The organism is Amycolatopsis sp. cmx-4-54, from assembly GCF_046548895.1.
Lineage (GTDB): Bacteria > Actinomycetota > Actinomycetes > Mycobacteriales > Pseudonocardiaceae > Amycolatopsis.
Genome location: NZ_JAEBEJ010000009.1, coordinates 1 through 20,291 on the forward strand (window position 1 = coordinate 1; position 20,291 = coordinate 20,291).

Annotated in this window: 19 protein-coding genes and 1 rRNA gene; 6 read left to right on the plus strand and 14 right to left on the minus strand. The window is 68.5% G+C overall.

Going from position 1 to position 20,291, the window contains the following annotated elements; all coding sequences use genetic code 11:
• From ACLJQ7_RS27155 to ACLJQ7_RS27165, 3 genes are all read right to left on the minus strand, one after another.
• Positions 1-68, minus strand: a 16S ribosomal RNA gene (locus ACLJQ7_RS27155); the annotation flags it as partial.
• A gap of 346 nt (positions 69-414) precedes the next feature.
• On the minus strand, positions 415-1,689 hold the full coding sequence (gene tyrS, locus ACLJQ7_RS27160) for a tyrosine--tRNA ligase (RefSeq protein ID WP_410650996.1): 1,275 nt from the start codon (positions 1,687-1,689) through the stop codon (positions 415-417).
• 32 nt (positions 1,690-1,721) lie between these two features.
• Positions 1,722-2,357 carry a DNA-3-methyladenine glycosylase gene (locus ACLJQ7_RS27165; RefSeq protein ID WP_410651341.1) on the minus strand — a complete coding sequence of 212 codons (636 nt, stop codon included), beginning with the start codon at positions 2,355-2,357 and terminating at the stop codon, positions 1,722-1,724.
• Between the two features lie 119 nt (positions 2,358-2,476).
• Between ACLJQ7_RS27165 and ACLJQ7_RS27170 the strand changes: the two genes are divergently transcribed.
• The 3 genes from ACLJQ7_RS27170 to ACLJQ7_RS27180 are packed head-to-tail and all read left to right on the plus strand — an operon-like array spanning position 2,477 to position 4,358.
• Entirely contained in the window at positions 2,477-3,052 is a 576-nt protein-coding gene (locus tag ACLJQ7_RS27170) for an SRPBCC family protein (RefSeq protein ID WP_410650997.1), read from the plus strand.
• Positions 3,049-3,720 (plus strand): DUF4166 domain-containing protein, encoded by a 672-nt coding sequence (locus tag ACLJQ7_RS27175; RefSeq protein ID WP_410650998.1) that lies wholly within the window; start codon positions 3,049-3,051, stop codon positions 3,718-3,720. The genes ACLJQ7_RS27170 and ACLJQ7_RS27175 overlap by 4 nt, the downstream gene beginning before the upstream one ends.
• Positions 3,720-4,358, plus strand: coding sequence for a TetR/AcrR family transcriptional regulator (locus tag ACLJQ7_RS27180; protein WP_410650999.1), 639 nt, complete (start codon positions 3,720-3,722; stop codon positions 4,356-4,358). The genes ACLJQ7_RS27175 and ACLJQ7_RS27180 overlap by 1 nt, the downstream gene beginning before the upstream one ends.
• 60 nt (positions 4,359-4,418) lie before the next feature.
• On the opposite strand, the gene argH is transcribed toward ACLJQ7_RS27180, so the two are convergent.
• The 8 genes from argH to argC are packed head-to-tail and all read right to left on the minus strand — an operon-like array spanning position 4,419 to position 11,962.
• Entirely contained in the window at positions 4,419-5,834 is a 1,416-nt protein-coding gene (gene argH / locus ACLJQ7_RS27185; RefSeq protein ID WP_410651000.1) for an argininosuccinate lyase, read from the minus strand.
• A gap of 28 nt (positions 5,835-5,862) precedes the next feature.
• On the minus strand, positions 5,863-6,216 hold the full coding sequence (locus ACLJQ7_RS27190; protein ID WP_410651001.1) for an argininosuccinate synthase: 354 nt from the start codon (positions 6,214-6,216) through the stop codon (positions 5,863-5,865).
• Complete coding sequence (locus tag ACLJQ7_RS27195; RefSeq protein WP_034321647.1) at positions 6,206-6,727, minus strand: arginine repressor; 522 nt, start codon at positions 6,725-6,727, stop codon at positions 6,206-6,208. The genes ACLJQ7_RS27190 and ACLJQ7_RS27195 overlap by 11 nt, the downstream gene beginning before the upstream one ends.
• Positions 6,724-7,653, minus strand: coding sequence for an ornithine carbamoyltransferase (gene argF / locus ACLJQ7_RS27200; protein WP_410651002.1), 930 nt, complete (start codon positions 7,651-7,653; stop codon positions 6,724-6,726). The genes ACLJQ7_RS27195 and argF overlap by 4 nt, the downstream gene beginning before the upstream one ends.
• A gap of 16 nt (positions 7,654-7,669) precedes the next feature.
• A complete protein-coding gene (locus ACLJQ7_RS27205; protein WP_410651003.1) occupies positions 7,670-8,863 on the minus strand; it encodes an acetylornithine transaminase in 1,194 nt (397 codons plus the stop codon).
• Complete coding sequence (argB, locus tag ACLJQ7_RS27210) at positions 8,860-9,780, minus strand: acetylglutamate kinase (protein WP_410651004.1); 921 nt, start codon at positions 9,778-9,780, stop codon at positions 8,860-8,862. Before argB ends, ACLJQ7_RS27205 begins: the two co-directional genes overlap by 4 nt.
• Entirely contained in the window at positions 9,777-10,937 is a 1,161-nt protein-coding gene (gene argJ / locus ACLJQ7_RS27215; RefSeq protein WP_410651005.1) for a bifunctional glutamate N-acetyltransferase/amino-acid acetyltransferase ArgJ, read from the minus strand. Before argJ ends, argB begins: the two co-directional genes overlap by 4 nt.
• A complete protein-coding gene (gene argC, locus ACLJQ7_RS27220) occupies positions 10,934-11,962 on the minus strand; it encodes an N-acetyl-gamma-glutamyl-phosphate reductase (RefSeq protein WP_410651006.1) in 1,029 nt (342 codons plus the stop codon). The genes argJ and argC overlap by 4 nt, the downstream gene beginning before the upstream one ends.
• Before the next feature lie 191 nt (positions 11,963-12,153).
• Here argC and ACLJQ7_RS27225 point away from each other — a divergent pair, with 191 nt between their 5' ends.
• Positions 12,154-13,119, plus strand: a complete 966-nt coding sequence (locus ACLJQ7_RS27225; RefSeq protein WP_410651007.1) for a helix-turn-helix transcriptional regulator — start codon at positions 12,154-12,156, stop codon at positions 13,117-13,119.
• 42 nt (positions 13,120-13,161) lie between these two features.
• On the opposite strand, the gene ACLJQ7_RS27230 is transcribed toward ACLJQ7_RS27225, so the two are convergent.
• Complete coding sequence (locus ACLJQ7_RS27230; RefSeq protein WP_410651008.1) at positions 13,162-13,656, minus strand: helix-turn-helix domain containing protein; 495 nt, start codon at positions 13,654-13,656, stop codon at positions 13,162-13,164.
• A 214-nt stretch (positions 13,657-13,870) separates the two neighbouring features.
• Between ACLJQ7_RS27230 and ACLJQ7_RS27235 the strand changes: the two genes are divergently transcribed.
• Entirely contained in the window at positions 13,871-14,320 is a 450-nt protein-coding gene (locus ACLJQ7_RS27235) for a DUF6294 family protein (protein ID WP_410651009.1), read from the plus strand.
• Positions 14,321-14,462: 142 nt separating this feature from the next.
• Here ACLJQ7_RS27235 and ACLJQ7_RS27240 read toward each other — a convergent pair whose 3' ends face one another.
• A complete protein-coding gene (locus ACLJQ7_RS27240; protein WP_410651010.1) occupies positions 14,463-16,049 on the minus strand; it encodes an alpha/beta hydrolase in 1,587 nt (528 codons plus the stop codon).
• A 196-nt stretch (positions 16,050-16,245) separates the two neighbouring features.
• Between ACLJQ7_RS27240 and ACLJQ7_RS27245 the strand changes: the two genes are divergently transcribed.
• Positions 16,246-16,938, plus strand: a complete 693-nt coding sequence (locus tag ACLJQ7_RS27245) for a DNA alkylation repair protein (RefSeq protein WP_410651011.1) — start codon at positions 16,246-16,248, stop codon at positions 16,936-16,938.
• On the opposite strand, the gene ACLJQ7_RS27250 is transcribed toward ACLJQ7_RS27245, so the two are convergent.
• On the minus strand, positions 16,919-20,290 hold the full coding sequence (locus ACLJQ7_RS27250; protein ID WP_410651012.1) for a tetratricopeptide repeat protein: 3,372 nt from the start codon (positions 20,288-20,290) through the stop codon (positions 16,919-16,921). The two genes, ACLJQ7_RS27245 and ACLJQ7_RS27250, sit on opposite strands and share 20 nt — an antisense overlap.
• Between the last annotated feature and the right edge of the window lies 1 nt (position 20,291).

A 20,291-nucleotide genomic window follows, 5' to 3' on the forward strand; every position in this document is an offset into this window, starting at 1 on the left:
CGTTCGACTTGCATGTGTTAAGCACGCCGCCAGCGTTCGTCCTGAGCCAGGATCAAACTCTCCAACAATGTCAAATTTGATCGAGGCAAATACTTGCTCTCAAAGGAACCCCAAAACGAGGTTCAAATACATAAGCTCTACTGGCTTAGTTCACTAGCACACTGTTGAGTTCTCAAGCAACACACCCCAGATCGCACCGCACGCGGCCTTATCCGAAGCAGTCATTCCTAGCAGTTTTTGGTGAGACACCCACTCAATCGCCCTGAGGCGAGAGCTTGGTTCGTGTCCCGGTCGGCCACCCGGTTTCCCTGGCGACTTGGAGAACTTTACACGCCCCGGAAGGGCCCGAAACAGGGGGGTACCTTAACTGCGTTCCCGCAGGTCAGGAGCCCTGTTTCGGGCGCTTGCCCGCGATCAGCCCCCGACGCGCACGCCGGCGACGTTGCGCTTGCCCTTGCGGACCACGAGCCAGCGGCCGTGCAGGGCGTCGTCCGCGGACGGCTTCCACTCCTCGTCGGCGATCTTCGTGTTGTTGACGTACGCGCCGCCTTCCTTGACGGTGCGGCGCGCGGCGCCCTTGCTGTCGACGAGCCCGGCGGCGATCAGCAGGTCGACGATCGTCGACTCGCCGTTCGGGTCGACCTTGCCGTTGGGCACCTCGGCCATGGCGGCGTCGAGGGTCGGCGAGTCCAGCTCACGCAGCTCTCCCCTGCCGAACAGCGCCTGGCTCGCGGCGAGGACCTGCCGGGTCGCCGCCTCGCCGTGCACCAGGGTCGTGAAGTCCTCCGCCAGCTTCCGCTGCGCGGACCGCAGGTGGGGGCGCTGTTCGGTGTCCTCGGCCAGCGTCGCGATCTCCTCCTGCCCGAGGAAGGAGAACATCCGCAGGTAGCGGATGACGTCGGAGTCGGCGACGTTCAGGAAGTACTGGAACCACGCGTACGGAGAGGTCATCTCCGGGTCGAGCCAGACGCTGCCGCCGCCGGTGGACTTCCCGAACTTGCGTCCCTCGGTGTCGGTGACCAGCGGCGCGGTCAGCGCGTGCGTGTGCCCGCCGTCGGTCCGGCGGATCAGGTCGACCCCGCCGACGAGGTTGCCCCACTGGTCGGAGCCGCCGATCTGCAGTTTGCAGCCGTACTCGCGGTACAGGTGCAGGTAGTCCTGCGACTGCAGCAGCAGGTAGCTGAACTCGGTGTACGACATGCCGTCGGCTTCGAGGCGGCGCTTCACCGTCTCCCGGTTCAGCATCATGTTGACCGGGAAGTGCTTGCCGACGTCGCGCAGGAACTCGACGACGGTCTGCTTGCCGGTCCAGTTCAGGTTGTTCTCGATGACCGCGCCGGTCGGCGAGTCGTCGAAGTCGACGAAACGCTCCAGCTGCCCGCGGATCCGGTCGGCCCATTCGGCGACGGTGTCCAGCGTGTTGAGGGTGCGCTCACCGGTGTCGCGCGGGTCGCCGATCATCCCGGTGGCGACACCCGCCAGCACGATCGGCCGGTGACCGGCGCGCTGGAAGCGGGAGAGCATCAGCAGCGGCACCAGGTTGCCGGCGTGCAGGCTGGGCGCCGTCGGGTCGAATCCGCAATAGAGCGTGAGAGGTCCTTGGTCGAGGTCTCGCCGCAGTGCTTCGAGGTCGGTGGATTGCGCGATCAGGCCGCGCCAGGTCAGCTCGTCAAGGATGTGCTCGCTCACGCCTGTAGATCCTCCCGCACCAGGTCAACCGACTATCGGCCGGGGGCGGCCGCCCGTCGCTTGCCGCCCCGGCGGTAGGTGGAGACCGCGGGCGATCCGTCGATCCAGAACCGCCATGGCGTGTCCATGGCCATCGCGACGCCGACGCGCGGCCCGGTGCGGATGTCCGTTTCGGGAACGCGTTCGCCGGTGAACAACCGGACGGGTGACGCGGGGTCGGTCAGGTCGACGCCGTTCTCGGCCCGGTCGATGCCGAGCACCGACGTGAGGATGGCCGGGCCTTTGGCGAGTTCGCCGTTGCCACGTGCCGACGGCCTGCGCGCCTTCGCGATGTCCGCACCGGACACCACCTCCCCGGCCCGCAGCAGCACGGCGCCCGGCTGCCCGTCTTCGGTGCCGACGACGTTCGCGCAGAAGTGCATGCCATAGACGAAGTACACGTACAGATGCCCTGCGGGACCCCACATGACCGCGTTGCGCGGCGTCTTGCCGCGATAGCAGTGCGACGCGGGGTCGTCGAGTCCTCGATAGGCCTCGACCTCCACCAGGCGGACGGCGACCGTGCCGTCGGGACCGGTCGCTTCGATCACCGCGCCGAGCAGGAGTTTGGACAGCTCCACCGGATCCAGCGCCAGCTCGCGCCGGGTGAACTGCCTGCCGGTCTTCACTTTCCGCACTCCCCTTTTCCTCGCGTTCTCCCAAGACGACCTTAACGGTCCAGGTATTGAGCGATCGCTCAAACATGCTCTACAGTGCTTTTGAGCGGACGCTCAAAACTGGAGGGGCTATGAGGCGAAGAGCGCTTTACGTCGAAACGGTGATCCGCACCGACCTCGACACGCTGTGGCGGTACACGCAGGACCCGCGTCTGCACGCACGGTGGGATCTCCGCTTCTCACAGATCGAGCCGGTCACGGGTTCGCCGGGACGGTTCCGGTACACGACCGAGTTCCTGGGGCTCGTCGTCAGCGGGACCGGAACACACGCCGGCGAGAGCACGCGGCCGGACGGCGGCCGGACCTCCGCGTTGCGGTTCGCCTCCGCGGATCCGCTGTCGCTCATCAAGTCCGGTTCGGGGTACTGGCGCTACACCCCGATCGACGGCGGTGTCCGGTTCGTCACCGGCTTCGACTACATCACTCGATGGGGTGTCTTCGGCAAATTCGCCGACCTGCTGTTCCGGCCGCTCTTCGGCTGGATAACGGCCTGGTCGTTCGACAGGCTCCGCCTGTGGCTCGAGACCGGCGGGCCGCCGGAAGAACGCCCCCTGCTCTCACCCTCGGCGAGGCGCTGCCGCCGGAGTCCGAGACCGGGCAAGGACGGCGTCGCGCCCCGCATCCTCGACACCCTGGAGCAGGCATGATCTTCCGAGAAGCGCTGGGCGCCGGCTTCGCGTCCTTACACCCGCGGATGCGGGAACGGCTGTCGCTGAGCACGGAGAACGGTGTCGGGATGATCGGCGTCGGCGTGATGGACGAGATCTGGCGCGGCACCGCGTTCGCCACACCGTTCCTGCGACTCGGCGCGTCGAGGCACATCCTGTTCCCGGAACGTGGTCGCAATGTCCCTTTCACCATCGAGAACTATCCGTACGTCGACTCGCTCGGCCGGGAGACGGTGTCGTTCGTCCGCACCTTCGAACTGCCGGAACGGCGTCGCCGGTTCGACGCGCAGATGATCTACAGCACCGAGCGCCGGAAGATCGTCGACTACCTGGGGACACATCAGCACCTCGCCGTCGATCTCGACCTGACGGTGCGACCGGACGGCGGCTTCCACATCCGGTCGGAGGAGTTCCGTATCCGCGAAGGCCCGCTTCGCTGTGTGGTGCCACGATCCGTCGTCGGTGTGGCCGAGGTCGACGAGTGGTTCGACGAGGAGAGCGGGCTCTTCCGCATCGAGATCCGGGTGACGAACCGGCGGTTCGGGCCGCTGTTCGGCTACCGGGGCGCGTTCGAGGCACGGTTCGTCGATCTGCGGCCGGGGGTGAGCGGCGCGGTGAAGCCCCTGCGTGAGAAGGTCCTGGACTGATGAACGGGCCCAGCACGAAACAGCGGTTGATCGACGGAGCGCTGGAGACCATCCGCACCAGCGGGATCACCGCCGTTTCGGCCAGGACGGTCGCCACCGCGGCGGGCACCAATCAGGCGCTGATCTTCTATCACTTCGGCAGTGTCGAGGAGCTGATCGCGCAGGCCTGCGTGATGGCGACCGAAGGCCGCGTCGCCCACTTCCGGGACCGGTTCGCCGAGGTGACCACGCTCGGGGAGCTGCTGGATCTGGGCCGGATCATTCACGCGGAGGAACGCGCCGAGGGGAACATGACGGTCCTCGCCCAAGCGCTCGCCGGCGCGCAGGGCGGCGGACGGCTGGCCGAGGCGACGCGGCAGGCGCTGGACAAATGGGTCCGCGAAGTCCAAGGGACCCTCGACCGCGTGCTGGCCGGTTCACCGGTGCTCGAACTGGCCGAGACCGAAGGACTCGCTCACGCCGTCTCCGCCGGTTTCCTCGGACTCACGCTGTTCGAGTCGGTTGATCCGGACGGCGCCGAGCAGGCGTTGAACGCGTTGGGACAGCTGGCTGTCCTGGTCGACGTCCTCGAAGGGCTCGGACCGGTCGCCACCCGGGCGGTGCGAGCGAAGCTCCGGAAAACCGCGAAGCGGCCTTGAAGCGCGTGAAGGCCTCCTTCCCTCGGCTGAGCCGAGGGAAGGAGGCCTTCACGCGAGAGGTCAGCTCAGCCAGGCGCGGTGTTCGGCGACCCGCGCGACCAGCCGGTCCCGCTGCTCGGCGACCCGCTCCGGAGCGGTACCGCCGCGGGCGTCGCGCGAACTCACCGAGCCCTCGACGGTCAGCACCTCGCGCACGGCGGGCGTCAGAGCGGGGTTGATCTTCTCGAATTCTTCGTCGGTCAGTTCGTCCAGGCCGACACCGCGGGCTTCCGCGACGCGGACGCTCTCCCCCGCCGCTTCGTGCGCGACACGGAACGGAACGCCCTGGCGCACCAGCCATTCGGCGATGTCCGTGGCGAGGGTGAACCCGGCGGGCGCCAGTTCGGCGAGCCGGTCGGTGTGGAAGGTCAGCGTCTCGAGCATGCCCGCGATCGCCGGGAACAGCAGTTCCAGCTGTTCGACGGAGTCGAAGACCGGCTCCTTGTCTTCCTGAAGGTCACGGTTGTAGGCCAGCGGCTGCGCCTTGAGCGTCGCGAGCAGACCGGTCAGGTTGCCGATGAGCCGCCCGGCCTTGCCGCGGGTCAGCTCGGCGACGTCCGGGTTCTTCTTCTGCGGCATGATCGAGCTGCCGGTCGCCCAGGCGTCGTCGAGGGTGACGTAGCCGAATTCGGCGGTGTTCCAGATGATCACCTCTTCGGCGATCCTGGACAGGTTGACCGCGAGCATCGCGACGTCGAAGGCGAACTCGGCGACGAAGTCCCGCGAGGCCGTGCCGTCGATGGAGTTCTCGACGCTGGTGTCGAAACCCAGTTCCACGGCGACGGCCTCGGGGTCGAGGCCGAGGGAGGAACCCGCGAGCGCGCCGGAGCCATAGGGCGACTCGGCGGTGCGAGCGTCCCAGTCACGCAGCCGGGTGACGTCGCGCAGCAGCGACTGGCCGTGCGCGAGCAGGTGGTGCGCCAGCAGGACGGGCTGGGCGTGCTGCAGGTGGGTGCGGCCGGGGAGGATCGCGTCCGGATGCCGCTTCGCCTGCGAAACCAGCGCGTCGACGACGCCGAGGGTGCCCGCGACCACGCGACGGGCGGCGTCGCGCAGCCACATCCGGAACAGCGTCGCGACCTGGTCGTTGCGCGAACGGCCCGCCCGCAGCTTGCCGCCGAGTTCGGTGCCCGCCCGCTCCAGCAGACCGCGTTCGAGCGCGGTGTGGACGTCCTCGTCGGCGACGGTCGGGGTGAACGCGCCCGACTCGACGTCCCGCGCGAGCGTGTCCAGCGCGGCGAGCATGCCGGTCAGCTCGTCATCGGTGAGCAGCCCCGCCTTCCGCAGCACTCGCGCGTGGGCCCGCGAACCGGCGATGTCGTACGGCGCCAGCCGCCAGTCGAAATGGGTCGACGCGCTCAGCGCCGCCATCGCCTCCGCCGGCCCGCTGGCGAACCGGCCACCCCACAGCTGCACCGGCTGCTCATTCCCGCTCACGACACTCCTCGAATTCTTCTGGTTCTCTTCAGGCGACTGACCGGTCGAAGGTAGCGCCTGTGGTGAAGTCGTACAGCGCGCGCTCGTCGCGCGCGGAGTTCACGACCGCGTTCCCGCGGTGCAGGACCAGCCGGACCTCGCCGGACACCCGCCCGGTACTGACCTTTTGCAGTTCTTCGTGCGCGCTGACCAGCGCGACCGCGGCCGGCCCCTCGTAGATCTCGCGTCCTCTGAGCCCGAAGGCGCCGACACGGCGGTTCAGCTGCTGGAACGCTTCCAGCAGCGTCACGGTCTCCCCGTCGATGGCCACCGGCACACCTTCGTCGAAGGTGATGACCAGCTTCTCCGGGTCATCCGGGAAGGCGAACCCGTCAGGCGTCACCTTCGGTCTCCTCACCGCCGTCCACTGTGGACGACCGTCGGGCCAGCGCCATGAAACGCTCGGCCAGGTCTTTGCCGGACAGCGGTTCCCTCGCGATCACCGCGACCGTGTCGTCGCCGGCGATGGAGCCGACGACCTCTTCCAGCGCCGCCCTGTCGATGGCGCTGGCCAGGAACTGCGCCGCGCCCGGCGGGGTGCGCAGCACCGTCAGGTTGCCCGACGAGTCCGCCGAAACGAGCAGTTCGGCGAGCAACCGCGAAAGCCGGGACGTGCCACCCTGCACACCGCGTACCGGGCTGCCGTCCTCGGGAATGACATACACCGGCGCGCCGGAATCGGCACCTCGGAGCTTCACCGCGCCCAGTTCGTCGAGGTCCCGCGAAAGCGTCGCCTGCGTGACGTCGATCCCTTCGGCCGCCAGGAGCTTCGCGAGCTCGGTCTGGCTGCGGATCGCCATCGTGGACACGAGTTCGGTGATCCGTGCCTGCCGGGTGACTCGGCTGCCGGTCATCGTCGCCGCTTCTCGTCCATGAGCCACACCAGCAAGGCCTTCTGCGCGTGGAGCCGGTTCTCGGCCTCGTCCCAGACCGCGCTGGCCGGTCCGTCGATGACCTCGTCGGTGATCTCCCAGCCGCGGTGCGCGGGCAGGCAGTGCAGCACGATCGCCTCGTCCGCGGCGCGGCGCATCAGCGCGGCGTTGACCTGCAGCTCACGGAACGGGCCGACGCGGTCGAGACCGTCGTTCTCCTGGCCCATCGAAGTCCAGGTGTCGGTGACGACGACGTCCGCGCCTTCGACGGCCGCGTACGGATCGGTGAACACCGTGGTGCTGCCGCCGGTCTCCGTCGACCGGTGCTTCGCGTCGAGCATGACCTGCTGGTCCGGCTGGAAGCCTTCCGGCGAGACGACGCGGACGTGCATCCCGGCCGTGGTCCCGCCCAGCAGCAGCGAATGCGCCATGTTGTTGGCGCCGTCGCCGAGGTAGACCAGGGTGAGCCCGGCGAGCTTGCCCTTGCGCTCGCGGATGGTCATCAGGTCGGTGAGCACCTGGCACGGGTGGAACTCGTCGGTGAGCGCGTTGATCACCGGGATGCTCGCCGCCGACGCCATCGCGTCGATGCGCTTCTGGGCGAAGGTGCGCCAGACGATCGCGTCGAGATACCGCGAAAGCACCCGTGAGGTGTCCTCGATGGTCTCTTCGCGGCCGAGCTGCATGGAGCGGCCGTCGACGATGACCGGGTTCCCGCCGAGCTGGGCGATGCCCACCTCGAAGGAGAACCGGGTCCGGGTGGAGTTCTTCTCGAAGATCGCCGCGACGGATTTGCCCTCCAGCGCGCGGGAGCTGAGCGGCTCGGCCTTCAGCTGGTCGGCGAGGTCCAGGATCTCGGCCTGTTCGGCCGGGCTCAGATCGTCGTCACGGAGAAAGTTGCGGAGCATGCGTTTGGTCTCTGTCCTAGGTGGTGGTGGAATCGAGCGCCCCGGGAAGGGCTTCGAGGAATCCCGTGGCCTCTTCGGCGCTCAGGATCAGCGGCGGTGCCAGCCGGATGGTGTCCGGGGCGATCGGGTTGACCAGATATCCCGCGTCCTGCGCGGCCTTGGCGACCGTCGCCGAGACCGGTTCGCGCAACGCGATGCCGAGCAGCAGCCCGGCCCCGCGGACCCCGGCCACCAGCGGGTGGCCGAGCTCCTCGACACGGGAAGCGATGTCCTTGCCCAGCGCGGAAACGTGGTCGTTCAGGTTTTCCGTGGCAATGGTCTTGAGCACGGCGAGCCCGGCGGCGCAGCAGACCGGGTTACCGCCGAAGGTGGTGCCGTGCTGGCCCGGCTTCATCAGCTCCCCCGCCGCGCCGACGCCGATGACCGCGCCGATCGGCAGGCCGCCGCCGAGCCCCTTCGCCAGTGTGATGACGTCCGGGACGATGCCGGTGTGCTGGAAGGCGAACCACGCTCCGGTGCGGCCGATGCCGGTCTGTACCTCGTCGAGGACCAGCAGGGTCCCGGTCGCCTTGGTGATCTCCCGCGCGGCCTGGAGGTAGCCGTCCGGCGCCGGGACGACGCCTGCCTCCCCGAGGATCGGCTCCAGGAACACCGCCGCGGTCTCGGTGTCCACCGCGGCGCGAAGCGCGTCGACGTCACCGTAGGGAACGTGAGTGACGCCCGGGACCAGCGGTGCGAACGCGTCCCGCTTGGACGGCTGACCGGTCAGCGAGAGCGCGCCCATGGTACGGCCGTGGAAGGCACCCTCGCACGCGACGATCTTGCTTCGCCCGGTGAGCCTGCTGATCTTCAGCGCGGCTTCGTTGGCTTCCGCGCCGGAGTTGACGAACAGCACCTTCGCGTTGCCGGACAGGCCTGCGACGTCCAGGAGGGTTTCGGCCAGCTCGACGGCGACCGGGTTCACGTAGAGGTTCGAGGTGTGCCCGAGTTTCGCGACCTGTTCGGTGACCGCGGCGACCACGGCGGGATGCGCGTGGCCGAGCGCGTTGACCGCGATGCCACCCAGCAGGTCGACGTACGGTTTGCCGTCGGCGTCCCAGACCGTCGCCCCCTCACCGCGGACCAGGGTCAGCGCCGGGGTGCCGTAGTTGTCCATGAGGGACGACTTCCAGTGCTCCTGGCCGTCTACATTGGACTTGTACGTGGTCACGGGAGCTCCGTTTCGGGGAAGACCATGGTACCGATGCCGCGAGAGGTGAAGACCTCCAGCAATACCGAATGGGCGATGCGGCCGTCGATCACGTGCGCCCGGCGGACGCCGCCGCGGATGGCGCGCACACAGGCTTCCATCTTCGGAATCATGCCGCTGGCGAGGCCGGGCAGCAGGGATTCGAGGCGGTCCACGCGGATCCGGTCGACCAGCGAACCGCGGTCCGGCCAGTTGGCGTACAGGCCCTCGACGTCGGTGAGCACGACGAGTTTCTCCGCGCCGAGAGCGGCGGCCAGCGCACCGGCGGCGGTGTCGGCGTTGATGTTGTGCACGACGCCGTCGACGTCCGGGGCCACGGTGGACACGACCGGGATCCGGCCCGCGTTGACGATGTCGAGCACCGCGTCCGGGTTCACCTCGGAGACCTCGCCGACGAGCCCGATGTCCACCGCCACACCGTCCACAGTGGCCTGTTTGCGCTCGGCGGTGAACAACCGCGCGTCCTCGCCGGAGATGCCGACCGCGTACGGGCCGTGCGCGTTGATCAGGCCGACCAGTTCGCGGCTGACCTGGCCGGTCAGCACCATGCGGACGATGTCCATGGTCTCGGGCGTGGTGACGCGCAGGCCGCCCTTGAACTCACCTTCGACGCCGAGCCGGTTGAGCATCGCGGTGATCTGCGGGCCACCGCCGTGCACCACCACCGGCCGCAGGCCCGCCATGCGCAGGAAGACCATGTCCTCGGCGAACGCCTGCTTGAGGCTCTCGTCGATCATGGCGTTGCCGCCGTACTTGACCACGACGGTGGCGCCGTGGAAACGCTGCAGCCAGGGCAGGGCTTCGATGAGGATCGAGGCCTTCTCGGCGGCCGTCGCGAGCCGCTCGTCCGCGGGGACGGTGGATTCGGAAGGGCTCATGACGAGTACGCGCTGTTCTCTTCGACGTACGCGTGCGAGAGGTCGGTCGTGTAGATCGTCGCCCCGCCTTCGCCGAGACCGAGGTCGACGACGATCCGGATGTCCCGGCCGGAGAGATCGGCCTCGGAACGGTCCGCCGCGGGTGTGCCGTTCGCGAACAGGGTGACGCCGTTGATCGCGATGGCGACCTTGTCCGGGTCGATCTTCGCGGGCACCCGGCCCAGTGCCATGGCGATGCGGCCCCAGTTCGGGTCCGAACCGAACAGCGCGGTCTTGACCAGGTTGTCCTCGGCGATCGTCCGCCCGACGGCGATGGCGTCCGGCTCGCTCGCCGCGCCGGCGACCGTGACGTCGACGTACTTGGTCGCGCCTTCGGAGTCCGCTCGCAGCTGCAGCACGAGATCGAGACTGACGGCGGTGAGGAGCTCGGTCAGTTCGGCCTCGGTCGGCTCGACACCGCTGGCGCCGGACGCGAGGACGAGCACCGTGTCGTTCGTGGAAGTGCCGCCGTCGACGTCGAGCCGGTCGAAGGTCACGCCGGTGGCGGCGCGCAGGGCCTTGTCCAGGACTTCCGGTGTCACGACCGCGTCGGTGGTGAGGACCGACAGCATCGTCGCGAGGTTCGGGGCGAGCATGCCGGCGCCCTTGGCGAACCCGCCGACGCTCCAGCCGCTGTCGTGCTTCGCGACCGCCTGCTTCGGCTTGGTGTCGGTGGTCATGATCGCGGTGGCGGCGGCGAGATCGGCCTCGGTACCGGTGCCGAGGCCGGCGAAGGCGGTGTCCACACCGGAGAGCAGCGCGTCCATCGGCAGCCGCTCACCGATCAGGCCGGTCGAGCAGACCGCGACCTCGACAGCGCCCGCATCGAGGAGCTCGGCGACCTTCTCGGCGGTCTTGTGGGTGTCCTGGAAGCCGCCGGGGCCGGTGGCGGCGTTCGCGCCGCCGGAGTTGAGGACGACGGCCTTGAGCCGCTGCTGCTTGAGCACCTCCTGCGACCAGAGGACGGGCGCTGCCTTGATCACGTTGCGCGTGAACACGCCGGCCGCGACCTGCAGCGGCCCGTCGTTGACGACGAGCGCGAGGTCGAGCTTGCCCTCGGCCTTGATCCCGGCGGCGACGCCCGCGGCACGGAATCCCTTCGGCTGCGTGACGGTCACGGAGCGACTCCTACGGTCGGTAGTCCGGTGGTTTCCGGGAGGCCCAGTGCGATGTTCATCGACTGGACGGCGCCTCCCGCGGTGCCCTTGGTCAGGTTGTCGATGGCCGCGACCACGATCAGGCGCCGGGTGTCGGCGTCGACGGTGACCTGCAGCTGGACGTTGTTCGAGCCGACGACCGAGGCCGAGGACGGCCATTGGCCCGCGGGCAGCAGCTGGACGAACGGCTCGGTGGCGTACGCCTTTTCGTAGATCTCGCGGGCGCCATCGGCGTCCAGGCCGGTCTTCAGCGGAGCGCTCGCGGTGGTGAGGATCCCGCGCGGCATCGGGGCCAGTACGGGGGTGAACGACACCTTGACCCGCTCACCCGAGACCGCGGAAAGGTTCTGCGCGAACTCGGGGGTGTGGCGGTGGGCACCGCCGACGCCGTACGCGGTGGCCGAACCCATCACCTCCGAACCGAGCAGGTTCGGCTTCAGGCTCTTGCCCGCGCCCGAGGTCCCGGTGACGGCGACGACGTTGACCTCCGGCTCGACCAAACCCGCGGCGAGCGCCGGGGCGAGGGCGATCGAACCGCCGGTCGGGAAGCAGCCGGGGACCGCGACGCGTTTGGTCCCGGCGAGACGTTCGCGGGCGCCGGGGAGCTCGGGGAGCCCGTACGGCCACTGCCCGGCGTGGTCGCCGCCGTACCAGCGCTGCCAGTCCGCCGCGTCCGACAGGCGGTGGTCCGCGCCGAGATCGATCACCAGGACGTCCGGGCCGAGCTGCGCGGCGATGGCGCCGGAGTGGCCGTGCGGCAGGGCGAGGAAGACGACGTCGTGCCCGGCCAGGGTCTCCGGGGTCGTCTCCAGCAGGACACGGTCCGCCAGGGGCGCGAGGTGCGGCTGGTGCCGGATGAGCGGCGTCCCCGCGGAACTGGCCGCGGTGAGCGCGCCGATCTGGACTTCGGGATGGGTCAGCAGCAGGCGCAGGAGTTCGCCGCCCGCGTACCCGCTGGCTCCGGCCACCGCGATCTTCACCGTCATACGCATGATTATGCACTCCCATGCAAGTTCAATCAAACAAAGTCGTGTGGCTCACCCGATTCGGGACTCAGTGATTGCCATCGAAGCCCTTCGGGGGTGTTCGGCGGATCCAGGTTTCCGCTGGGCGTGCGGCCGCGAGGTCCCCGGAGGACTTCCGATGGTGACCACTGAGTACGGGCATCCTTGACCGCATGACCGACACGCCCGCCCGGCTGCTGAGCCTGCTTTCACTCCTGCAAACGCCTCGTGAGTGGCCCGGCAGCGAGCTCGCCGAGCGGCTGGAGGTCAGCCCGCGGACCATCCGGCGCGACATCGACCGCTTGCGCGAGCTCGGTTACCCCGTCGAAGCGTCGCGAGGTTCCGAAGGCGGCTACCGGCTGGGCGCCGGCACGGCGATGCCGCCGCTCCTGCTCGACGACGACGAGGCCGTCGCGATCGCGGTCGGTCTCCGCGGCGCCGCCGGGCAGGCGATCTCGGGAATCGAGGAGTCTTCGGTGCGGGCGCTGGCCAAACTCGAGCAGGTGCTGCCGTCGAGGCTGCGGTATCGCGTCGGCACGCTGGGCGCCGCGACCGTGCCGATCCCGGGCACCGGAGCCGCGGTGGACCCGGAACACCTCACGGTCTTCGCCGGCGCGATCGCCAACACCGAACGCACCCGGTTCACCTATCGCGCCGGCGACGGGACCGAATCCCGGCGGCACGTGGAACCGCACCGGCTCGTCTCCGCCGGACGCCGGTGGTACCTGCTCGGCTACGACCTCGACCGGGACGACTGGCGGATCTTCCGCGCGGACCGGATCTCGGAACCGCGGGCGACCGGTGGCCGGGCGACGCCGAGACAACCACCCGCGAAGGACGTGGCGGCCTATGTCACCGACAAGATGTACAGCCTCCTTCCCACCTACAGCGCACGCGTGACCCTGCACGCGCCGATCGGCCAGGTCTCCCCCGCGATCGGCGAGGGATCCGGCGAGCTGGAACCGATCGACGACGAGAGCTGCGTTTTCCACGCGGGCACGGACACCCTGGACTGGCTCGCGTTCCGCATCCTCGGGCTCGGCTGCGAATTCACCGTGCACGAACCGCCGGAACTGATCGGTCACCTCAGGGAGATGGCGGCCAGGGCCCGGCGCGGCACGAAGTCCACGGTGGACTGACGGCGGTCGCGAGGACTTGACCGTCCTCGCGACCGCCCTGGTTCAGCCGAGTTCACCTACCTCTCGTCTGCTGGGCGGGATCGGGAGATACGCGCCCCGGCGCTCCGGGTCGCAGCCGACCCTGGGCAACCGGGCACGGATCCCGCCCGGTGTCCGCTCGAAGCTCCGCGCGATCTCCTCGACGCTTTCCCCGGCCAGCCAACGGCTTTCCAGTTCCGCGTCCAGCTCGTCGGACCACGGCGATCCCTGATGCGCGGGGCGGTCCGCCGATCTTCGGCGGCCGTTCCTGCCGTTACCCCGCCCGGCGAACGCCAGGAGGGTGTCGGAAAGTACGGTCGCCAACGCCGGTACGGCTTCGGCGTCGATGTCGAGCCTGCCTTCGGCGACAGGCTCCTCCTGCGGTCCGGCTCCGCCGACCATGACGGTCACCCAGCGGTCTTCCCCGGCCGCGCCGCCACCCTCACGGGCGGCGACCTCGATGCGATAAACGGTGTCCTGCACGCGGATCTCGGTCCGGTGCTCTTCGACGATGGTCATGCCGGGGACGCTAACGGGCGGCCCCGACAGTTTTCCGGGGTGCGAGGCGAATTCCGTGCGTGACCGGAACTTTCATCGCATTCGGGGCCGAGAGGGTGCCGGTCACGCACTATCGGCCACCCCTGTCGCCGCACCTAAGTGATCCTGACCGGGTCACCCGCGAGTTAGCTTTGCGCACAGACCGGTACGGATCGACGATTTTCGGGGAGGAAACATGAAAACCACAGCACGCCGGATGTCGCTTTTCTTGGCCATGCTCGTGCTCATAATCGGGACTGTCTTCGCCACGCCCGCCTCGGCGGGGACGACGGCGTCCACCACCGCGCAGGCCACCTGCACCGGATGGGATTACTGCTGGTTCACCTGGGGTCGAATCCAGGCGGGCGACTGCACGATGGACAACGCGAAATGGACGCTCAGACGCGACGGCAGCGCTTCGTTCGAAGCGACGATCGTCAGCAGCGACAGCAACGACGCATGGCTGATGTGGGTGAACACCCTGGACAGCAACGGCATCGTCCTCGGGCCCGTCCATCACGGCGGTGACACCAAGTTCGTCAAGGGCACCGTCAAGAACGTGTGGCACTGGTGGTTCGCCGAGGGATCGTTCGACGCCGGGTTCTTCGACCGCATCCACAGCATGCGGATGACGAGCCACTGCTAAGGGTCGGGTGAGGCGACCAAACCTCGCCGGTCAGGCTGCGGAAGCCACTTTCGCAACCATGCCGAGGAGCATCAGAGCAAAGGAATGCCCCGGTCCGGAGAAAAACCGGACCGGGGCATCGAAACATCCCGAGCGAAAAGGCTCAGAAAGGCAGCGCCTGAGCCAGCGCCTCCTTCTTCACTTCGGTGACCGACGACGGCACGTCGGACTTGGCGGTCGCGGAAGCACCGGCGGGAACCGGCGCCGGGACCGCGGCGCACTGCACGTCCGAACCGTTGCCCGGCTTGCGCACCGGCAGCTTCCCGGTCAGCAGGTAGTCCGCGATCTTGTCGTCCACACAGGACACACCGGACAGTGAACCCGAGTGCGTCGTGCCACCCGGAGCGCTGATCAGGCTGGAGTTCGGGTAGCGCTTGCGGACCTCGAGGCTGCCGGGGTACGGCGTCGCGGCGTCGTGCTCCTCGTTGACCAGCAGGATGCCGGGGACCTTGCTCCCGTCGATCTCCACCGGCTTGCCCGGTTTGGCGGGCCAGTCGAGGCACGGCGCGTTGAACCAGGCGTTGCCCCAGGTTTCGAACGGCGCCCGGAAGTGCGTGACCCAGTTGTCGAACTTCCAGCGGGACCAGCTCTGCGGCCACGCCACGTCGGTGCACTGCACGGCCGCGTACACCGCGTAGCCGTTGTCCTGGCCCGGCGGGTTGGAGTTGTCGTACAGGCCCTTCAGAGTCTGCCAGTCACCCTTGTGGACCCAGCCGGCGAACGCGTTCGCGATGTCTTCCCAGCCGAACACGTAGTAACCCGCCTGCAGGAAGATGTCCGTCCACTCGGACCCGCCGATGACGCCGCCCGCGGGCTTGTCGTACAGCTTCTTCTGCTCGGCGTACCACAGCTTCTCGACCGCGGCCGCGGTCTTGCCGAGGTGGTAGGCGTCGTCGTACTTCGCGATCCAGCCGAAGTAGGTCTTGATGTTCTTGTCGAAGGCGATGTCCTGGTTCAGGTTCGCCTTGTACCAGACGTCACGGGGGTCGACGGTGCCGTCGAACACCATCCGCCGCACGTTCTGCGGGAACAGCGTGCTGTAGACCTGCCCGAGGTAGGTGCCGTAGGAGAAGCCGTAGTAGTTGATCTGTTTCTCGCCCAGCGCCTTGCGCAGGCTGTCGACGTCCTTCGCCACATCGACGGTCTTGATGTGGTCGAGAATCGCGCCGTTCTTGGCGCACGCCTTCGCATAGCCCTTCGCCTTTTCACGCCACGCCGTCTCGATGGCGCGCGTGGTCGGCACGTACTGCGGGCGGTTGTAGGAGGCGTAGTTGCCGTCGCAGGTCAGGGACGGCTTGCTCTCGCCCACGCCGCGCGGGTCGAAGCCGATCCAGTCGTACTCCTCACCGGCCTTCTTCGGCACGGCCCTGCCGAGCGTCGAGAGGCCGAGGCCGGAGCCACCGGGTCCGCCCGGGTTGACCAGCATGACCCCCTGCGACTTCGCGGCCTTGTGCTTCACCCGCGAGACGGCGATCGAGATCTTCTCTCCGCCGGGTTTCGCGTAGTCCAACGGGACCTCGAGGAAACCGCATTCCGCGCCGGCCTTGACCAGGCTCGGGCGAGTACAGGCTCCCCAGGAAATGGGCTTCGGATCGAAGTCCGACGCCGAGGCGGCCGTGGCGGAGGGAGCGAGCGCCATCGTGCTGACACCGATCCCCGCGACCGCCAGGGCGGCAACGAATTTCTTCACTGTGTTCCTTTTCGTCCGCGTTCGACCCGGTCGGGCCGAAGCTACCGAGAACCGGCTTCAATCTCGCTGACCGACACGTTGACCGCCATCCCTCTTTAGTCGGTATCCGGCCGGGGGACCGGGTTCGATCCGGGCATATCCATCTTGTCGGTCCCCTGTCGTACGCTCGCGGCGCCCACTGGGGAAAGGAGAACGCGTGGACGAGGTGAAAGGCCTGGTTTCGGCGGTTCGCAACGGTTTGGCCGGGCTGGCCGAGCCGGACAAGGCTCCGTCGATGCGGGCGTACATGAAGTCGGAGATGCCGTTTCTCGGTGTGGCGTCCCCACCTCGGACGGCTTTGCTGAAGCAGGTTTACGCCGAGCATCCGCTACCCGATCGTGTGAGTTTCTCGACGGCGGTTCTCACCTTGTGGCGTGAAGCGGAATTCCGTGAAGAGCGCTATGCGGCGATCGCCCTGTCCGGCCACCGCGCCTACGCGCGCTGGCAGGACGTCGACCTGCTCGGCCTGTACGAGGAGATGATAGTGACGGGCGCCTGGTGGGACTATGTGGACGAAGTCGCCATCCGCCGGGTCGGGCCGATCCTGCGGGCGGAGCCGGAGACGGTGACCACGCTGATGCTGACCTGGGCCTACGACGAGGACAGGTGGCGTCGCCGCACGTCGGTCATCTGCCAGATCGGCGCCAAGGGCGGAACGGACACCGACCTGCTCACCCGCGTGGTCGAAGCCAACCTCGACGACAAGGACTTCTTCCTGCGCAAAGGGATCGGCTGGGCCCTGCGCGAGTACGCGAAGACCGAACCGGACTGGGTGCGTGCCTTCGTCACCGCGCATCCGGCGCTGTCCACGCTGTCCAGGAAGGAGGCGCTCAAGCACCTGGGTGAATGAGCACCGGCCGGGGAACGAGGGCGATGAGGTCCTCGATCACCCCGACGAGTTCGGGCATCAGCTCTCCAAGGTCTTTCAGGTCACGAAGCAGGATGAGTCGCGTCTCGCGAGGCGGATCGTTCTCCAGCAAGGCACTGAGTTCGAGTGTCGCTTCGGCGTGACGCCCGAGGGCGAGGAGGTAGAAGAGCGGCTGCACCCGGTCCTCCCAGCTGAGGTCTCCTGCCACGTTCCGAGTGACCGCTTCGTCGAGGCTGGCGGCGAGGGACCGGTGGGCTTCCTCGGTTCTTCCGGTCTTCAGCCAGGCGATCGCGAGGAGATTTCGAGCCCAGACGGACTCCGGTGCGAGCGGACGCAGGATGTCCATCGCCTCGTCCAGCTCCCCGGCGAACAGCAAAGCCTCCCCGAGGTTCTCGCGGTGGTCGGTGTCCTCGGGATCGGAGGCGACCAGTGCTCGCAACTCCCGGATGGCTTCGCCGTACTCGCCCGACTGGCGGTGGATGTCGGCGCGCAGGGCGCCGGTCTCGTCGTCGCCGGCGGCCTGCGCACTGTCCACATCGGACAACGCGCCCTCGAACTCGCCGAAGATGAGGCGGTGGTGAGCACGCCGATAGAGACTGTATCCCTCGTCCCGCCCCAGCCGGACTCCTTCGTCCAACTCGGCGCGGGCTTCCTCGTGGCGGTCGAGACCTCTGAGGATGTCTCCCCGGGTGGTGTGGAAGAAGGCGATCTCCGGGCTCGCCGCGACCGCGACGTCGATGTCGGCGAGGGCGGCCGGGTGATCGCCGGACCTCCGGTGCGTCATCGCGCGCCGCGCATACGCCGGCACGTTGCCGGGCTCGAGTTCGATCGCGCGGCTCAACGACTCCAGCGCTTCGCCATTCCTTCCCAGTCGGCTGAGCACTATCCCTCGCTGGAGGTGGTTTTCGGCGTCTTCGGGGGCCAGTTCGATCGCGCGGTCGTAGTCGGCGAGCGCCGCCGGGTGATCTTCCAGGTCGTCGTATGCCCGCCCGCGCATGTAGTACGCCCACTCGTAATCCGGGTCCAGCCGGAGCGCCGTGGTGAAGCCGTCGATGGCGAGCCGGTGCCGCTTGCCCCGGTGGTGGAACGCCGCCCGGAGCGCATGGGCACTGTCGCTGCCCGGGTCCGCCGCGACGATCGCGTCGAAGGTCGCCGACGCGGCGTCCCCATCTCCGGTCTGCTCGAGGAACGAGGCGAGCTCGGTCAGGTAGAAAACGTCCTTCGGGCGAAGATCGGCGGCCGCGCGGTGGCCGGCGAGCGCCTCTTCCTTGTCTCCCAGTTCGGCGAACAGCGTGGCCCGGTAGTGGACGGCCCAGGCGTAGTCGGGATCGAGCCTGATCGCGATGTCGATCTCGTCGATCGCCTTCCGGACGTCGCCGCGCTTGAAGTACACCTCGCTGCGGATGGTGTAGGCCCACCGGTGATCGGGCTGGAGGCGAACGGCCTCGTCCAGGTCGGCCATCGCGCTCTCGAGGTCACCGAGTTCGGCCCTGGCCGAACCGCGCCCACGCCACGAGTAGGCGTAGGTGGGATCGAGCTCGATCGCCCGGTCCAGATCCGACAGCGCCCGTTCCCAGTCGCCTTCGTTGCGGAACAGGTTTCCTCGATCGCTCCACGCATAGGGATCGGCGGGGTTCAGATCGACAGCCCGATCGAAGTCCCGTTTCGCCGCGGCGACGTCGTCTTGCCCCTCGTAGGCCCACGCGCGGCGCCGGAGCACCGTGGAAAGCCGGGCGGCGTCGAGTTCGCCCGCACCGGCGAGCAGGTCGAGCACCGGGATCTCACCTTCGCCGACCGCGGCGGCCAGGCGCTGTCCCCAGCCCAGGACCGCGGGCGCGTCCGCGTCGGCACCCGCCTGTTCCATCATGCGCGCCCAAGCGCGAGCGGAAGCGGTGCCGGTGGTGATCATCTCGGCGGCGCCGAGCAACGCGTCCGGCAGCGCTTCGGCCGGGTCGCCGCAGAGCCGGTGGTAGGTCTGTTCGAGCTTCCGCTTCTGCCAGCGCTCGTCGTTCCACGCATCGCGGTGGCGGCCGAAGCCGAGTTCGGCGCACCGGCCTTCGTAGTACTCGCTGAGCCTGAGGTGACGTTCGGCGAACTCGGCGGGCGAACGGCCGCGTTCCATACGCACCATCGGGCCGCGGACCACCGGGTGATAGCGCACCGGGAGCTCACGGCGCCCGACGAACGGCAGTTCCCGCAGCCAGCGGAAGATCTCCCCCGCGCTTTCCTTCCCGGTCAGCACGCCGATGACGTCCTCGTCCAGGAAACGGGGCAACGACGCCGTGGCGGCGATGTCCTTCCTCGCCTTTTCGGGAACCCAGTGCAGGAACCGCTTGACCGCGTCGTCGCTGGGATCGCCGACGGCGTCCGCTTCGGTGGGGTTTCCGCGGGCCAGCATGGCGACCAGGACGGGCAGGCCGTCGGTCAGCCGCAGCACGATCTCGACGACCTTCTCGTCGGTGATGCCGTGCTCGGCGAGCAGGCGGCGCGCCTCCGGCTCGGTGAACGGCCGGAGTTCGATCTCGCGCACCAGCGGCGCGTGCCGGTTCCATTTCGCCTCGTCCAGCGGGAACTGGCCCGCGACGGTGAGCACCAGGTTCTGCGGGAGATCGCCGTACAGTCCGCCGAACAGGTCGAGCAGCCAGGTCTCCAGTACCGGCGAAGTCCGCTCGAAGGTGTCGAAGAACAGCGCGATCTGCCGGCTCTCCGGAATACGCCAGAGATCCTCGACGAACGGCTTGGTCAACTCTCCCGCGGGCTCCAGGAGCAGCTGGACGTCGGCCTTCCGCTTGAACTTCGCCGCGAGGTAGACCTGCAACTGCTCCAGCTGTTTCGCCGTCGCGTCCGCGTCGATCGCGTCGGCGGCGATGCTTCCGCCGGGCAGGGTCTTCGCCACGCCAAGGCCGGCCTTGACCACGGTCTTCGTCACGAGCGCCCGGCCCGCCGCCGGAGCCTGCGGATCGTTGTGCAGCCGTTCCCTCGCCTTGAGGTAGGACTCGTAGCGCTTCTCGAACCGGCGCATCTCGTGCCCGCCGCGAGCGAGGTCCTTGGCCAGTTTGACCAACGTCGTGGGCAGATCCTGTTGCCGGTCGTCCGCGAATCCGACGGCGGCGCGGGTTTCCTCGGCGATCCCGCGGAGCTGGTCGAGGAGGAAGGACTTGCCGACCCCGGCAAGACCGTGCACCGAGTACAGATACCGGCGGCGCCGGTCGCTCCCGGGCAGCCCCAGATTGCCCCGGAAGTCCTCGCGTTCCCCGACCCTGCCGACGAAACCGTCGCTCAGCCGGGCGCGGGCGATGTCTTGGATACTGGACCGACCGTCTGGACGTGACACA

What these genes read in the sequence shown, in the direction of transcription:
- ACLJQ7_RS27170 (WP_410650997.1), top strand. Translation starts at nt 2,477, where the DNA reads ATGAGGCGAAGAGCGCTTTACGTCGAAACGGTGATCCGCACCGACCTC.
- ACLJQ7_RS27225 (WP_410651007.1), top strand. Translation starts at nt 12,154, where the DNA reads ATGACCGACACGCCCGCCCGGCTGCTGAGCCTGCTTTCACTCCTGCAA.
- argB (WP_410651004.1), bottom strand. Translation starts at nt 9,780, where the DNA reads ATGAGCCCTTCCGAATCCACCGTCCCCGCGGACGAGCGGCTCGCGACG.
- ACLJQ7_RS27235 (WP_410651009.1), top strand. Translation starts at nt 13,871, where the DNA reads ATGAAAACCACAGCACGCCGGATGTCGCTTTTCTTGGCCATGCTCGTG.
- ACLJQ7_RS27230 (WP_410651008.1), bottom strand. Translation starts at nt 13,656, where the DNA reads ATGACCATCGTCGAAGAGCACCGGACCGAGATCCGCGTGCAGGACACC.
- ACLJQ7_RS27180 (WP_410650999.1), top strand. Translation starts at nt 3,720, where the DNA reads ATGAACGGGCCCAGCACGAAACAGCGGTTGATCGACGGAGCGCTGGAG.
- argF (WP_410651002.1), bottom strand. Translation starts at nt 7,653, where the DNA reads ATGCTCCGCAACTTTCTCCGTGACGACGATCTGAGCCCGGCCGAACAG.
- argC (WP_410651006.1), bottom strand. Translation starts at nt 11,962, where the DNA reads ATGACGGTGAAGATCGCGGTGGCCGGAGCCAGCGGGTACGCGGGCGGC.
- ACLJQ7_RS27175 (WP_410650998.1), top strand. Translation starts at nt 3,049, where the DNA reads ATGATCTTCCGAGAAGCGCTGGGCGCCGGCTTCGCGTCCTTACACCCG.
- ACLJQ7_RS27195 (WP_034321647.1), bottom strand. Translation starts at nt 6,727, where the DNA reads ATGACCGGCAGCCGAGTCACCCGGCAGGCACGGATCACCGAACTCGTG.